At 66.1% G+C, this 14,148-nt stretch carries 16 protein-coding genes; 14 read left to right on the forward strand and 2 right to left on the reverse strand.

Translation table 11 applies throughout. The features are described 5' to 3' along the window. Window positions 1-73 precede the first annotated feature (73 nt). The 9 genes from AC07M9_RS07930 to AC07M9_RS07970 all read left to right on the forward strand — a co-directional run bounded on the left by AC07M9_RS07930 (window position 74) and on the right by AC07M9_RS07970 (window position 9,580). Window positions 74-1,168: a YihY/virulence factor BrkB family protein gene (locus tag AC07M9_RS07930; RefSeq protein WP_494882765.1), complete on the forward strand. Its 1,095-nt coding sequence runs from the start codon at window positions 74-76 to the stop codon at window positions 1,166-1,168. Between the two features lie 111 nt (window positions 1,169-1,279). Further along, a complete protein-coding gene (locus AC07M9_RS07935; protein WP_494882767.1) occupies window positions 1,280-3,379 on the forward strand; it encodes a PQQ-dependent dehydrogenase, methanol/ethanol family in 2,100 nt (699 codons plus the stop codon). A gap of 198 nt (window positions 3,380-3,577) precedes the next feature. Then, window positions 3,578-4,414 (forward strand): coniferyl-alcohol dehydrogenase, encoded by an 837-nt coding sequence (locus tag AC07M9_RS07940; RefSeq protein WP_007686419.1) that lies wholly within the window; start codon window positions 3,578-3,580, stop codon window positions 4,412-4,414. Between the two features lie 408 nt (window positions 4,415-4,822). Beyond that, a complete protein-coding gene (locus AC07M9_RS07945) occupies window positions 4,823-5,626 on the forward strand; it encodes a crotonase/enoyl-CoA hydratase family protein (protein ID WP_494882769.1) in 804 nt (267 codons plus the stop codon). Window positions 5,627-5,683: 57 nt separating this feature from the next. Beyond that, window positions 5,684-6,994: a 3,4-dihydroxy-2-butanone-4-phosphate synthase gene (ribB, locus tag AC07M9_RS07950; protein WP_494882770.1), complete on the forward strand. Its 1,311-nt coding sequence runs from the start codon at window positions 5,684-5,686 to the stop codon at window positions 6,992-6,994. Between the two features lies 1 nt (window position 6,995). After that, a complete protein-coding gene (gene ribH / locus AC07M9_RS07955; RefSeq protein WP_494882771.1) occupies window positions 6,996-7,415 on the forward strand; it encodes a 6,7-dimethyl-8-ribityllumazine synthase in 420 nt (139 codons plus the stop codon). A gap of 10 nt (window positions 7,416-7,425) precedes the next feature. After that, window positions 7,426-8,367: an aldo/keto reductase gene (locus AC07M9_RS07960; RefSeq protein ID WP_494882773.1), complete on the forward strand. Its 942-nt coding sequence runs from the start codon at window positions 7,426-7,428 to the stop codon at window positions 8,365-8,367. A gap of 300 nt (window positions 8,368-8,667) precedes the next feature. After that, window positions 8,668-8,832 carry a hypothetical protein gene (locus tag AC07M9_RS07965; RefSeq protein ID WP_494882775.1) on the forward strand — a complete coding sequence of 55 codons (165 nt, stop codon included), beginning with the start codon at window positions 8,668-8,670 and terminating at the stop codon, window positions 8,830-8,832. 187 nt (window positions 8,833-9,019) lie between these two features. Further along, complete coding sequence (locus AC07M9_RS07970; RefSeq protein WP_494882777.1) at window positions 9,020-9,580, forward strand: MarR family transcriptional regulator; 561 nt, start codon at window positions 9,020-9,022, stop codon at window positions 9,578-9,580. 210 nt (window positions 9,581-9,790) lie between these two features. Here the strand turns inward: AC07M9_RS07970 and eno are convergent, their stop codons facing one another. Continuing rightward, the gene (gene eno / locus AC07M9_RS07975) at window positions 9,791-11,077 is read right to left on the reverse strand and encodes a phosphopyruvate hydratase (protein ID WP_494882779.1); all 1,287 of its coding nucleotides are present in this window, start codon (window positions 11,075-11,077) and stop codon (window positions 9,791-9,793) included. A 180-nt stretch (window positions 11,078-11,257) separates the two neighbouring features. On the opposite strand from eno, the gene AC07M9_RS07980 reads away from it, so the two are divergent. The 5 genes from AC07M9_RS07980 to AC07M9_RS08000 all read left to right on the forward strand — a co-directional run bounded on the left by AC07M9_RS07980 (window position 11,258) and on the right by AC07M9_RS08000 (window position 13,474). Beyond that, the gene (locus tag AC07M9_RS07980; RefSeq protein WP_494882780.1) at window positions 11,258-11,770 is read left to right on the forward strand and encodes a hypothetical protein; all 513 of its coding nucleotides are present in this window, start codon (window positions 11,258-11,260) and stop codon (window positions 11,768-11,770) included. A 28-nt stretch (window positions 11,771-11,798) separates the two neighbouring features. Next, complete coding sequence (locus AC07M9_RS07985) at window positions 11,799-12,182, forward strand: phage holin family protein (protein ID WP_494882782.1); 384 nt, start codon at window positions 11,799-11,801, stop codon at window positions 12,180-12,182. A gap of 16 nt (window positions 12,183-12,198) precedes the next feature. Then, entirely contained in the window at window positions 12,199-12,492 is a 294-nt protein-coding gene (locus AC07M9_RS07990; RefSeq protein ID WP_494882784.1) for a hypothetical protein, read from the forward strand. Window positions 12,493-12,503: 11 nt separating this feature from the next. Continuing rightward, window positions 12,504-13,124 carry a hypothetical protein gene (locus tag AC07M9_RS07995; RefSeq protein ID WP_494882786.1) on the forward strand — a complete coding sequence of 207 codons (621 nt, stop codon included), beginning with the start codon at window positions 12,504-12,506 and terminating at the stop codon, window positions 13,122-13,124. Between the two features lie 128 nt (window positions 13,125-13,252). Next, window positions 13,253-13,474, forward strand: a complete 222-nt coding sequence (locus AC07M9_RS08000; RefSeq protein ID WP_494882788.1) for a DUF4170 domain-containing protein — start codon at window positions 13,253-13,255, stop codon at window positions 13,472-13,474. A 73-nt stretch (window positions 13,475-13,547) separates the two neighbouring features. Here AC07M9_RS08000 and greA read toward each other — a convergent pair whose 3' ends face one another. Then, window positions 13,548-14,024 carry a transcription elongation factor GreA gene (gene greA / locus AC07M9_RS08005; protein ID WP_494882790.1) on the reverse strand — a complete coding sequence of 159 codons (477 nt, stop codon included), beginning with the start codon at window positions 14,022-14,024 and terminating at the stop codon, window positions 13,548-13,550. Window positions 14,025-14,148: the final 124 nt, after the last annotated feature.

A 14,148-nucleotide genomic window follows, 5' to 3' on the forward strand; every position in this document is an offset into this window, starting at 1 on the left:
GCATGCCCGACCCCTCCTGAAAATGCGTATCGCATCGCCTCCGCGAAAGTTCCCTCGTTCACACAGGCCAATGATGAATAACGCAAAAACCATCGCGGAAGAACCCGTCGCGGTGAATGCGAAAGGCGCCGAGGATATTCCGGGCCATGACGCCAACAGCCCCTGGAAAATGCCCCGCGCCGCGTGGCTGCGGGTGTTGAAGCGCGTGTGGGTCATGATCGGCTTCCACGAACTCGGACTACTGTCTGCCGGCCTGGCCTTCTACGTATTCCTCGCGTTGACCCCGCTCATCGCGGCGACCGTCATGGTCTATGGGCTGGTTGCGGATGTGGAGATGGTGCGCAAGCAGATGGCCAGCATCGTCGATGTCGTGCCGGCGGACGTCGCCCGGGTGCTGGAAGAGCAGTTGCTCAACATCATCTCGACCAATTCCGGCGTCACCGGCCTGGCGCTGGTGATCGCCCTGTTCTTCGCCGTCTACGGCGGCATGCGCGCGGCGGGCGGCATGATGAGCGCGCTCAACATCATAAACGAGGAACGCGAGACGCGCGGTATCGTCTCGATAACCCTGCGCACGGGCGGCCTGACGCTGGCCGCGATCCTGCTGGCGTTGACCGGCGTCCTGTCGGGCGGCGTCTTCGCCTGGCTGCAGACGCAGACGAGCATCTACCTCGGCGATGCGACGCAGATGCTGTTCAAGCTGCTCACCTGGACGTTCGCCGTCGCCCTCGGCAGCGCGGGGTTCGCGCTCATCATGCGGTACGGTCCCGATCGCCGCCCCGCCAAGTGGCGCTGGCTCGCGCCCGGCTCGCTCCTCGCGACGCTGCTGTGGCTGGCCGTTTCGTTCGGCTTCTCGCTCTACGTTGCCTATATCAGCAACTACAGCGCGACGTACGGGTCGCTGTCGGCCATCGTCGTGTTCCTGATGTGGCTGTTCCTGTCGGCCTATGCCGTGCTGCTCGGCGCGCTGCTCAACGCCGAGATCGAGCGCCAGACGTTCTGCGACACCACGGTCGGCCCCGCTCGCCCGGCAGGAGAACGCGGCGCCGTGCTCGCCGACCTTGTCGACGATGCTGTTCCGTCCGTGGAGCAACTCGAAAAGCGCAAGCGCCGCCGTGCGGATACCGAACGGCGCAGGGCCGATGGCGCGGTCGGGGCCGAGACCTGACGGGCACCGCGCCGCGCCCCTGATCTGCGCGCTTCGCATGCGTTGCGATTTACATTGGCTCAAAAGCCGATACCCTTTCCCGCAAAACGTACACGGGAGAGGACATCCACCATGCGCAGCCTTGCATCCGCGCTCGCCATCGTCGCGCTCGCGCTGGCTTCGCCGGCTGTAACCGGCGCGGGTTCGTCCTTTGCCGAGGCTGGCGCGGGGGACCACTGGACCGCCGTCGGCGGCGCCTTCGACGAGAGCGGTTATTCGCGCCTGACACAGGTGGACGCCGGCAACGTCTCCCGCCTCGGTCTCGCTTGGTCGCTCGACCTGCCGGACGAGGTGACGCTGGAGGCAACCCCGCTTGAAGTAGACGGCACGATCTACTTCACCGGCTCCTACGCAAAGGTCTACGCGGTCGAGGCCGCGACCGGCAAGCTGCTGTGGACCTACGACCCGGAAGTGTGGAAGCACCACCCCGAGAAGATGTTCTTCTCCTTCGGCGCCAACCGCGGCATGGCGTTCGAGCGCGGCGCGGACGGCGTGGGGCGCGTCTTCGCCGCGGCGCTCGACGGACGGCTGTTCGCGCTCGACGCCCGGACCGGCAAGGAACTGTGGGTGATCGAGAGCGTGCCCAAGGGCGCCCTCAACATCTCCACCGGCGCGCCGCGGGTGATGGGCGGCAAGGTGATCATCGGCAACGGCGGCGCGGACTTCGGCGCACGCGGCTTCGTTACCGCCTACGACGCGGTGAGCGGCAGGCAGCTCTGGCGCTTTCACACGACACCCGGCTCGCCCGAGCAGAACGCCGGCGACCCCGCGATGGAGCAGGCGGCGAAGACCTGGGGGCCGGAGTTCTGGAAGGCCACCGGCGGCGGCGGCACCGTATGGAACGGCATGACCTACGACGCCGCGACCAACCGCATCTACATCGGCGTCGGCAACGCCGGGCCATACGACCCCGACAAGCGCGATCCCGGCAGCAAGGGCGACAACCTCTACACCACCTCGATCGTCGCGCTTGATGCCGATACCGGACGCTACCTGTGGCACTACCAGGAGAACCCGCGCGACAGCTGGGACTACAAGTCGACGCCCAACATGGTGCTCGGCACCCTGTCGATCGACGGCAAGCCGCGCCGTGTCCTCATGCATGCGCCGACCAATGGCTTCTTCTACGTGCTCGACCCCAATACCGGAAAGCTGCTCAACACCCCCGGCATGACCACACTGGTCGAGTGGGCGAAGGGCATCGACCCGAGGACCGGCAGGCCGCTCGAGAACCCGAACATCCGCTACGAGACCGGGCTGACCAGGATGTGGCCCGGCACCGTCGGCGGCCACAACTGGCAGCCGATGAGCTTCAACCCGCAGACCGGCCTCGTCTACATCCCGGTCCAGCAGATCGGCGCCCGCTTCTCGCGCACCGACGGGTCGGAGAACGCCTTCAACGTCATGGGCCTGCATCTGGAGCCCATCACCGAGCGCGAGGGCGACGGGCACGGCTACCTCGTCGCCTGGGACCCGGTCGTCCAGAAGAAGGTCTGGGAAGTGCGCCATGCCAACCTCTGGAACGGCGGCACCCTGACGACGGCGGGCGACCTCGTCTTCCAGGGCACGGCGGAAGGCGCGTTCAAGGCGTGGGACGCGCGCAGCGGCAAGCCCCTGTGGTCGTTCGACGCGCAGCTCGGCATCGTCGGCGCGCCGATCAGCTATGCGGTGGGCGGGCGGCAATATGTCTCGATCCTCGTCGGCTATGGCGGCACCACGGCGGCTTACGGCAAGTTCATGGACGTGGGCTGGAAGTACGGCCGCCAGATGCGGCGGATTCTGACGTTCACGCTGGACGGCAAGGCGACGCTGCCGCCCGGCGAGCCCGCGACCTTCGAGATCGCCGCGCTCGACGACCCCAACCTCAAGCTTGACGAGGCGGACATCGCTGCCGGGCGCGACCTGTCGGTGCGCTGCGCCGCCTGCCACGGCGTCGGCCTGCAATCGACGGGCACGCCAGGGCCGGACCTCAGGGAGTCGGGTATCGCGCTCGACCTCGCCGGGTTCACCGAACTGCTCAAGTCGGGCCCACTGATCGAGCGGGGGATGCCGCGTTTCGACATGCTGAGCGATACCGAGATCCGCCAGATCCACGCCTACATCCGCGCCAAGGCGCGCGAGGTGCTGGGCAAGCGTGCAAAGGACGCAGCGGCACCGATGCCCAAGCTGTAGGGTCATGGATACCTCCCCTCCCCAACCCGTCGCCCCCGCGAAGGCGGGGGTGACGGAAATGGGGCGGTATGGCTCATCGTGCCTGCGATGACCCGGCGGGGCGGTTGATGCGCAGGCCACAGGCGGCCTAGCTACGGCGCAACAAATCAGGGGGCCGGCGCCAACCCGTGCCGCGCCCGAGAGAGGAAGGACCACAATATGAGTGATGTTCTCGGCTACAAGGGCAAGCGCGTCATCGTCAGCGGCTGCTTCTCGGGCATGGGCGAGGCGACGGCAAAGCTGCTGGTCTCGCTGGGTGCCGAAGTCCACGGCTTCGACTTCAAGGAAAGCGCGGTGCCGATGGCCTCGTTCACGCAGATCGACCTGCGCGACCCTGCGACCATCGAGGCGGCGGTCGCCGGTGTCGGCGGCAAGGTCGACGCGCTGTTCAACTGCGCAGGGCTTCCCGGCGGCGGCGGTTTCCCGCCGATGGACACGATGAAGGTCAACTTCCTCGGCACTCGCCATCTTACCGAGCAGGTCGTCCCGCTGATGGGCGACAAGGGCGCGATCGTCTCGATCGCCTCGACCGGCGGCCTCGGCTGGAGCCGCCGCATCCCCGTGCACATGCAGCTTCTCGCGACGCAGGGCTTCCAGGCCGGCCTTGAATGGGCGGAAGCCAACCTCGACCAGGTCGCCGAGGGTTACGCTTTCTCGAAGGAGGCGGTGATCGTCTGGACCCAGTTCATGGGCGCGCAGCTCATCAAGAAGGGCATCCGCATCAACTGCTCGCTGCCCTCGCCCACGCAGACCCCGATGATGGCGACCTTCCATGCCACCTCGGGCAAGGACGTCGTCGACGCCGCCGCCGAGCCGCTCGGCCGCTACACCACCGCCGAGGAGCAGGCCGGACCGCTGGTGCTGATCAACTCGGACCTCGCGGGCGTGGTCAACGGCGTGGTGCTGCCCGTCGACGGCGGTTTCATGGGCGGCCTCGCCACCGGCCAGGTCGACATCACCAAGATGATGAGCGCGGCCAAGAAGCAGGACGCCTGAGCCAGACACGCTGCAAGGCGACACAGGTTTACACGGTTTACACGGTCCAGGGGGCAAACTGCCCCGGAGGCCCGGAATGTGTCGCCTTGTGCCGAAAAAATGTCGCTTTGCGCTGGAAAAGTGTCGCCTTGTGAGTGACACCTGTCGCCTTGTGACGCGAAAAGTGTCGCCTTGCGTCGGGCGCACAGTGGGATGAAAAGCGGGGTTCGGACAGGGGCCTCGGTCAGGGTCATAAGCTGAAAATACCGCGGTCCGCCGGCTGTAGGAAAACGGATAGTGGCACCTCCGCCACCCCTGCGTCGGCGCCCCCTCCCCATCCTGCCCAACAGGCAGGGTCGAGCAACGGCAGCCTCGACAGGATCGGCGGCAGGCTTCAACAAGCACCCACGAAGACAGCGGAGACGACCAATGGACGAGGCGGTACTCTACGAGATCGACGAGGAAGGCATCGTCCTCCTCACCCTCAACCGCCCGGACCTGCGCAACCCGATCTCCGACCCCGAGATGGTCGAGGCCCTGACAGCCGCCCTCACCCGCCTCGATGCCGACCCGGCGGCGCGCGTCGCGATCCTGACCGGCGCCGGCAAGGGCTTCTCCTCGGGCGGCAACATCAAGGAAATGAAACCCGGCGGCAATCTCAACGCCGGCTCCCCGGCTGCCACCCGCCTCGCCTACAAGCGCGGCATCCAGCGCCTGCCGCTCGCCTTCGCCGCGCTCGAAGTGCCGGTGATCGCGGCGGTGAACGGCGCCGCGATGGGCGCGGGCTGCGATCTCACCTGCATGTGCGACCTGCGCATCGCCGGCGAGAGCGCGAAGTTCGCGGAGAGCTTCGTCAAGCTCGGCCTGATCGCGGGCGACGGCGGTTCGTGGCTGCTGCCGCGCGTGATCGGCTGGTCGAAGGCCGCCGAGATGGCGCTGACCGGCGACCCGATCGACGCTGCGGAGGCGCTTGCCTGCGGTCTCGTCAGCCGCGTCGTGCCTGACGCCGAGCTTCTGGATGCCGCCCGTACCCTCGCCCGCCGCATCGCCGCCAACCCGCGCCACGCGGTGCGCATGACCAGGCGCCTGCTGTGGGAAGGCCGCCGCGCGGACCTTGCGACCCTGCTGGAAATGGCCTCGGCCATGCAGGCCGCGGCGCACGCCACGGCGGATCACGAGGAAGCCGTTGCCGCGTTCCTCGAAAAAAGATCGCCGCAATTCAACGGCTCTTGATTTCAATGTGATCCAATCTTATCCGCATCACATCATAATGTGAGATTGGACATTCCAATGGCTACCGATGTGATCGAAAAGATCCGCAAGCTCGTAAACGACGGCGGCATGAGCAAGGCCGGCCTCGCCCGCGCCGCCGGCCTCCACGCCAATACCCTGCGCGACTGCACCGAGCCCGACTGGAACCCCACCGCCGAAACCCTCGGCAAGCTCGAGCGCGTCCTCTTCGCCAACGACGACCGCGACATGCTCGTGCCGATCGAGGAAATCATCGACGAGGCGCGCAACGGCCGCATGTTCATCCTCGTCGACGACGAGGACCGCGAGAACGAGGGCGACCTCATCATCCCCGCGCAGATGGCGACGCCCGCCGCCGTGAACTTCATGGCGACCCACGGGCGCGGCCTGATCTGCCTCGCGCTGGCCACCGCCCGCGTCGACGAACTTGGCCTCAACCTGATGAGCCGCAACAACGGCACCCGGCACGAAACCGCCTTCACCGTCTCGATCGAGGCGCGCGAGGGCGTCACCACCGGCATCTCGGCGGGCGACCGCGCCCGCACCATCTCGGTCGCCATCGACGGCTCCAAGACCCGCGACGACATCGTCACGCCCGGCCACGTCTTCCCCCTGCGCGCCCGCGACGGCGGCGTCCTCGTGCGCGCCGGCCACACCGAGGCGGCAGTCGACATCTCCCGCCTTGCAGGCCTCAACCCCTCGGGCGTGATCTGCGAGATCATGAAGGAGGACGGCACCATGGCGCGCATGGACGACCTGGTCGGCTTCGCGCGCCTGCACGACCTCAAGATCGGCACCATCCGCGACCTCATCGCCTACCGCCGCCGCCACGACCGCATGATCGAGAAGCGCAACGAACTGCCGTTCCACTCGCGCAACGGCGGCGACTGGGTTGCGCGCTCCTACTTCAACCGCGCGACCGGCGACGAGACCGTCGCGCTGGTGAAGGGCCGCATCGATCCCTCGAAGCCGACGCTGGTGCGTATGCACACGCTGTCCTTCTTCGCCGACATCTTCGGCGAGGACACCGGCGACCGCACCGACATGCTCCAGCGCTCGATGAACATGATCGCCGAGGAAGGCTCGGGCGTCATCGTCGTCATCAACCGGCCGATGAACAAGCTGCTGTCGCGGGTGATGGACATCAAGCAGGAGTTCCGCAACGGCGGCACCCCCGACCTCGAGGAACTGCGCGACTACGGCGTGGGCGCGCAGATCCTGGCCGAACTCGGTGTCCACGACATGATCCTTTTGACCAACACGCACCATTCCCTTGTCGCGCTGGAAGGCTATGGGCTCAATATCGTCGGCGAACGTCCCATCGTCGACACCACTGAAGGATCGAACTGACATGGCCCGTTTCCTCATCGTCGAAGCCCGCTTCTACGACGCTCTCAACGACATGCTGATCGCCGGCGCCAAGGCCGCGCTCAAGGCGGCCGGGCACAAGGCCGAGGTCGTCACCGTGCCGGGCGCGCTGGAGATCCCGGCGGCGATCTCGCTCGCCGACGCGACCGGCGACTATGACGGTTACGTCGCGCTGGGCGTCGTCATCCGCGGCGAGACCTATCATTTCGAGATCGTTGCGGGCGAAAGTGCCCGCGGGGTCATGGCGCTGACCATGGACGGCATTGCCATCGGCAATGGCATCCTTACCGTGGAGAACGAGGCGCAGGCGCTCGAACGCGCCGATCCGGCCCGCAAGGACAAGGGCGGCGAGGCTGCGAAGGCCGCCCTCGCTCTCTACGGACTGAAGGACAAGTTTGCCTGAGGAGCATTTGATGACTGAAACGAGCCCGGTCGATCATCCCGCCATTGCCGGCATCCCGCTCGTGCTGGGCGGCAATGTCTTCGGCTGGACGATCGACCGGGATCGCAGCTTCGCCGTGCTCGACGCCTTCTTCGAGGCGGGAGGCCGGATGATCGACACCGCCGAGGGCTATTCGAACTGGGTGCCCGGCAACAAGGGCGGCGAATCCGAGGCGATCATCGGCGAATGGATGGAAAGCCGGGGCGTGCGCGCCGACATGCGCGTGGGCACCAAGACCGGCCAGGGCGGCGGCCCCGGCGTCCTGCGGCCGGACGTCGTGGCGCCTGCCCTGGAAGGTTCGCTCGAACGGCTGCGCACCGATTACGTCGACCTCTATTATGCCCACCGCGACGACGCCGAGACGCCGCTCGACGAGGTCGCCGATGCTTACGGCGCGGCGTTCCGGTCGGGCAAGGCGCGCGAGATCGGCGCCTCCAACTATACCGCCGAGCGGCTCGCCGGGGTGCTGGATGCCGCCGACCGGCTGGGCGCGCAGCCGTTCACGGTGCTCCAGCCTCTTTACAACCTCGTCGCCCGCGACAGCTTCGAAGGTCCGCTGCAGGACCTGTGCGCGGCCCGGAGCATCGCGGTGCTGCCGTACTACGGCCTCGCCTCGGGTTTCCTCTCGGGCAAATACCGCGCGGCGGACGACTGGGCCGGTTCGGACCGCGCCCGGGGACTCGACAAGGCGGCAGCGGACGGCGGATGGGACATCCTTGCCGCCCTGCGCGAGGTGGCCCGCGAACTGGGAGCCGCTCCTGCGCAGGTCGCCCTCGCCTGGCTGAACACGCGGCCCGCAGTCGCCGCGCCCCTCGCCAGTGCGACCGGCACCGAACAGGTCGCGGACCTTGCCCAAGGCACGCAGATCCGGCTGGATGACACTATCCTTGCCCGCTTCGACGCGAGCATATAAGTATCTTTACTTATAGGTGCGAATTTATGAACGAATTTACGTAATTCGTTCACCTCCCTGCAATTCCTCCTGGCGTAAACCAAAGCCCATGGATTGCTCATAACTGGGACATTCGCGAATCCCCGGTTTCCAATTGTCCGTCTTCGTGTAGTCGCTGTGCAAGAACCTCCGATTTTGATCTGAAATGGAGGTGTCTCTTTGACAACCAACACCATGCAAAAATGGTGGGGTCGCTAACCAAGGCTCGAGGATCGGGTCCGGGATCGGGGCAAGCCCCCGCTGCCGATGGAGTACGCTTGGGTGAACACGGACGGAATTGCGAAGTCGCTGGTGACGGAACTGCAGGCGCGGCTGCTGGAAATCGAATCGATCGGAGCCCTGATGGCCGCCGCCCATCTCGAAGCCGCCATCGAAGCGTTGTGCCGGGAGTTCGGTCTCTCGCGCGATGCATCCAATACGGATTAGGCTACGCAAGACGCCAATGCGGATGACTGCCTATGGTTGTATCCGTGGCGGACGAAGCAGATGGGCGAACTCGATCGGGTTAATACTCAACGGTCGTCGCGGCTTTTCTCGCAACATTGGGAATAATCGCCGCGCGATACACTTCCGCTGATGAAGTCGCGCGGCCTGCAACTGGTGACCCTATTCGATGGAGAACACGGACCAGTTGATGCGCAATCGGGCCAAGGCCATCCGGCTGATCGGCATAGCCAACGAACTTCTGGCCATGGCCCGCGAACTGGAAATCGGCGAGAGCCCTTCCACCATCCTCAATTCGCTCGCCAGCGGGCCGGACGAAGGCGGCAAGGTCACGGCGAGCCAGGACCACCCGATCTGGGTCGAACTCGCCCGCCAGACATACGAGGACCGGCGCCGGCGCACCAAGATCTTCCGCTCGGAAGACCTGTTCGGCGAGCCTGCGTGGGACATCCTGCTCGACCTGTTCATCGCCGCCAAGGAGCGCCGCCGCGTCTCGGTGACCAGCGCGTGCATCGGCTCGGCCGTCCCGTCGACCACCGCGCTGCGCTGGATTGCCATACTTGAAAAGCAGGGCCTCCTGATGCGCGAGGCCGATCCCGGGGACGCCCGGCGCGTCTACGTCAAGCTGAGCGCACGCGGCTATGCCGCCATGCTCGAATACTTCGCCTCCGCATCCCGCTCGATCGTGCGGCTGGACGATTCCGCGAAGGAAATCGTCCAGTCCCGCTGACGGGCACCGCCGGGCCATCAGCCCTCTTCGCCCCATGGGAGGAGGTCCGGCGCAGCGCTGCGGGGGTGAGCGGGTGGCCGGGCCTCCGCAGGCGCCGGTCACCCGCGATACAATTCGGCCGTCCATGCGCGGCTGGGCGCAGGACGGCCGTTTGCTCATCCAGCGTCATCGCGTGGGCCGCGAGGCCCCCGCAACGACGGATACCTGCGATCAGGCGCCGAGGCGGCCGAACGCGCTGCGGCCGGCATAACGCGCCGCCTTGCCCAGTTCTTCCTCGATGCGGATGAGCTGGTTGTACTTGGCGAGCCGGTCCGAACGGGCGAGCGAGCCGGTCTTGATCTGGCCGCAGTTGGTGGCGACCGCGAGGTCGGCGATCGTCGCGTCCTCGGTCTCGCCCGAGCGGTGCGACATGACGGCGGTGTAGCCATTGCGGTTGGCGATCGACACGGCTTCCAGCGTTTCGGTCAGGGTGCCGATCTGGTTGACCTTGACGAGCAGCGAGTTGGCGAGGCCCTTCTCGATGCCCATGGTCAGGCGCTTGGGGTTGGTCACGAACAGATCGTCGCCGACCAGCTGGACCTTGTGGCCGATCTTGTCGGTCAGCGCCTTCCAGCCCTCGAAATCGTCCTCGCTCATGCCGTCCTCGATCGAGATGATCGGATAGGCTTCGGTCAGGTCGGCAAGGTAGTCGGCAAACGCGACCGGCGAGAGGCTCAGGCCCTCGCCACTGATCTCGTACTTGCCGTTCCTGAAGAACTCGGTCGAGGCGCAGTCGAGCGCGAGCTGGATGTCGGCGCCGGGCTTGAAGCCGGCCTTCTCGATCGATTCCATGACGAAATCAAGCGCGGCGCGGGTGCTGGCGAGGTTCGGCGCGAAGCCGCCCTCGTCGCCCACGGCCGTCGCCAGGCCCTTCTCGTGCAGGCCCTTCTTGAGCGTGTGGAAGATCTCCGCACCCCAGCGCACCGCCTCGTAGAGCGAGTCGGCGCCGACCGGCATGATCATGAATTCCTGGAAGTCGATCGGGTTGTCGGCATGCTCGCCGCCGTTGATGATGTTCATCATCGGCACCGGCAGGACATGCGCCGAAACGCCGCCGACGTAGGAGTAGAGCGGCAGACCGCGGGCATTGGCGGCGGCCTTGGCGGCGGCCATGCTGACGCCGAGGATCGCGTTGGCGCCGAGGCGCGCCTTGTTGGGCGTGCCGTCCAGCTCGATCATGGCGAGGTCGAGGTCGCGCTGGTCTTCGGCGTCGAGGCCGACGAGGGCCTCGGCGATCTCGCCGTTCACGGCGTCGACCGCCTTGAGCACGCCCTTGCCGAGGTAGCGGCTCTTGTCGCCGTCACGCAGCTCGACGGCTTCGTGCGCGCCGGTCGACGCGCCCGAGGGAACGGCGGCGCGGCCGAAGCTGCCGTCTTCGAGGAGTACGTCCACTTCGACGGTGGGGTTGCCACGGCTGTCGAGAATTTCGCGGCCGTGGATGTCGATGATCGCGGTCATTGGGCGGTTCTCCTCCTGTCGGCGCGCCGGCCGCGCCGTTTGCGGCGGTCTTAGCAGGGGAACTTCGCGTGGCAAGTTGCGTTGCAGCAATATCGTCGCGCAAATTGTGTTACTATGTCCTCATATCGCCTATAAGGGCAGCACCCCCGCGCCAAGGGTAGAAAAGGAAGGAATACCATCATGGTCGATCCCACCATCTCCGCCGGAAACGGCACCGAAAGCGCCAAGAATCACTTCTCGAAGGCCGTCGAAGAGGCGAAGGCCGGTGCCCAGGCGCTGGCCGGCGAATACAAGGACAAGCTGAGCCAGGCCAAGGGCGAATGGACCAGCGAAGCCAAGGTCCGCTCCGAGGAAGCCAAGGACAAGGCCAGCACCTTCGCCGCCGACGCCAAGGTGAAGGCTGCGGAATATGCGGTCGAAGGCAAGGCCAAGACCAGCCAGGCGATCGTTGGCGTTTCCAGGCTGATCGACGACAACGCCGCCCTGATCGACGAAAAGGTGGGCGCCAAGTACGGCGACTATGCCCGCGCCGCCTCGAAGTCGCTGAACGACGCGGCCGCCAAGCTCGACGAGAAGTCGCTCGAGGACCTGGGTGACGATGCGCGCGAATTCGTCCGCAAGAGCCCGGGCACGGCAGTCGGTATCGCCGTGGGCGTCGGCTTCGTCCTCGCGCGCCTGTTCAGAGGCAAGTGAGGGCCCCCGCCCCCGCGTGACGACGACAATGCAGGACACGGACACATACCTCGCCCCCACGGGCGAGGAATTCACCGATCTTTCGCTGGCGCAGGATCTGCGCCAACTGGCCGACGAGGCCAAGGCCTTGGCGCAGACCGAGCTTGCGTTCCAGAAATCCCGCGCGGCCTTCGTCGGCGGCGAAGTCAAGACCATCGCGGTCCTGCTCGTGGTCGGCATGGTCGTGGTGTTTTTCGCGGTCATGGCGCTGGTCGTCGGGACAGTGATAGCGCTCGGGCCGATACTTGGCCCGTGGGGCGCGATGGCGGCGGTGACGATCGGCCTCCTTGCCATTGCGGTGTTCGCCGCGCTCAGCGCCAGGGCCCGGGTCAAACGCATGATGGCCATCGCCGGGACCGGAACCAGGACGTGAGAGGACGCAGGGGGCAATGAACAGGCTGGCAGCCCAGGTCATGGCCGACCGTATCGCGCGGGATGCCGCGCGCCAACGGTTCGACGGGCATTACAGTGCCTTCAAGGCCGACGTCGCGGAGCGCGGCATCGGAGGACGCATCGCGGACGAAGCGATGGAACAGGCCAAGCTCGTGTTCGACGAGGCCGTCGCCGTGGTCGAGGAACATCCCGCCGCGATCGGCGGAACCTTGGCCGCGCTGGTGCTTTGGTTCGTCAGAAATCCCCTCATCGCCTGGATCAAGGACACCTTCGATCCGGGCTCGAAATAAGGAGCCGTCCGGTGAGCACGACCGATCAGACTACACCCAAGAGCACCGGCAAACCTAGGGCTGCGGCCGCCAAGGGTACCGGCGGCACGAATGTCGTCACTCTCCCCGCCAAGACCGCTGAGGAGCGACCCTCCGATAAGGTCATCGCCTTCGTGAAGCGTCATCCCGTGCTCACGGTTGCCGGTGGTATCGCCGTCGGCGTGGCCGTGAGCGCGCTGATCCCGCGCAGGACGAGCCGCAAATTTCTCGGCAAGGCCGTCGATCTGGCCGAAGCTGCGGGCGCGGCGGGCGTCGTGTTCGGCAAGCAGGCGGGCGAAAAGGCCCATGACGTGGGCGTCGGCGCGCGCAAGCAGGCTTCGGTGTTCGCCCACAAGGCGGAAAAGGTCGGCGATGTCGCGGTCCACAGTCTGGAGAAGTACGGGATCGCTGCGCTCGCCGCCGCAAGCGCGCTGGGGAAGGCGACCGCAAAGCGCGCGAGCCGGTTTGGCGATGTCGCGGCTGACGCAGCCCACCGCATCGGCGATGCCGCAGCGGAAAAGGCCCAACTGCTCGGCGAAGCTGCGGCGGAACGTTCCGAAAAGGTCGTCCATCTGGCCGAAGATGTCCGGAAGCGGGCGAAATCACGTCGTTGATTGGCTGCGCTGATAATGCCTTGCATCACCAGATAAACTCCGCATCGCAAGGGCGATCCGCACTTGCGATGCAACCTCGCTAAAATTATAGGGGCCGCTTCTCCCATACAGGAAAGCGGCCCTCTCCCATGCAGAAGCTTCACCTCGTCATGGGCGGCCGGGTCAAGGACCCGCGCAGCCTGGAATTCACCGATCTCGATGCGCTCGACCTCGTGGGCGTCTATCCCGACTTCGCTTCCGCGCAGGAAGCCTGGAAGTCGAACGCCCAGCGCACCGTCGACGATGCGGAAATGAAGTACGTGATCGTTCACCTTCACCGCCTGCTCGAGCCCGGCCTCACCGAGGACTGAGCTGCAAAGGCGCAGACAAACAAAAAAGGCCGGCATCGCTGCCGGCCTTTTTTGTTGTCCCTTGAAGATCGGCTCAGATGAACTCGATCTTCTGGACGAGGTAGCACTTGTCGCCCGAGGGAACGGTCACTTCGACCTCTTCCTCGGCCTTGCGGCCGATCAGCGCCTTGCCCAGCGGCGAGTTGTAGCTGATGCGGCCGACCCGGGCGTCGGCCTCGTAGGGCCCGACGATCTGGTACTTCACCGGCTTGTCGTCATCGTCGAGCAGGGTGATGGTGGCACCGAAGATGATCTTGTCGCCCGAGAGGGTCGCGGGATCGATGATCTGCGCGCGGCTGATCTTGTCCTCGAGGTCGGCGATGGTCGCCTCGACCTGGCCCTGGCGCTCCTTGGCGGCATGGTACTCGGCATTTTCGGAAAGGTCGCCGTGGGCGCGCGCTTCCTCGATGGCGTCCACGATCAGCGGGCGCTCGTCGCGAAGCGCCTTGAGATCGGCGGTCATCCGCTCGTAGCCTTCCGCGAGCATCGGCAGCTTTTCGATACTGGCCATTCTAACGTATTTCCTCCTGCTGCCGCCCCACCCTCGATCGACCTTGCCGGAGACTAGTCTCCTGTCCCGACCCGCCGGCTTTTGGCCGGTTGGGTCAGGGCCGATCTGCAGCGATGTGGGGAGG

This window comes from Novosphingobium sp. GW821-FHT09E05, from assembly GCF_059416165.1.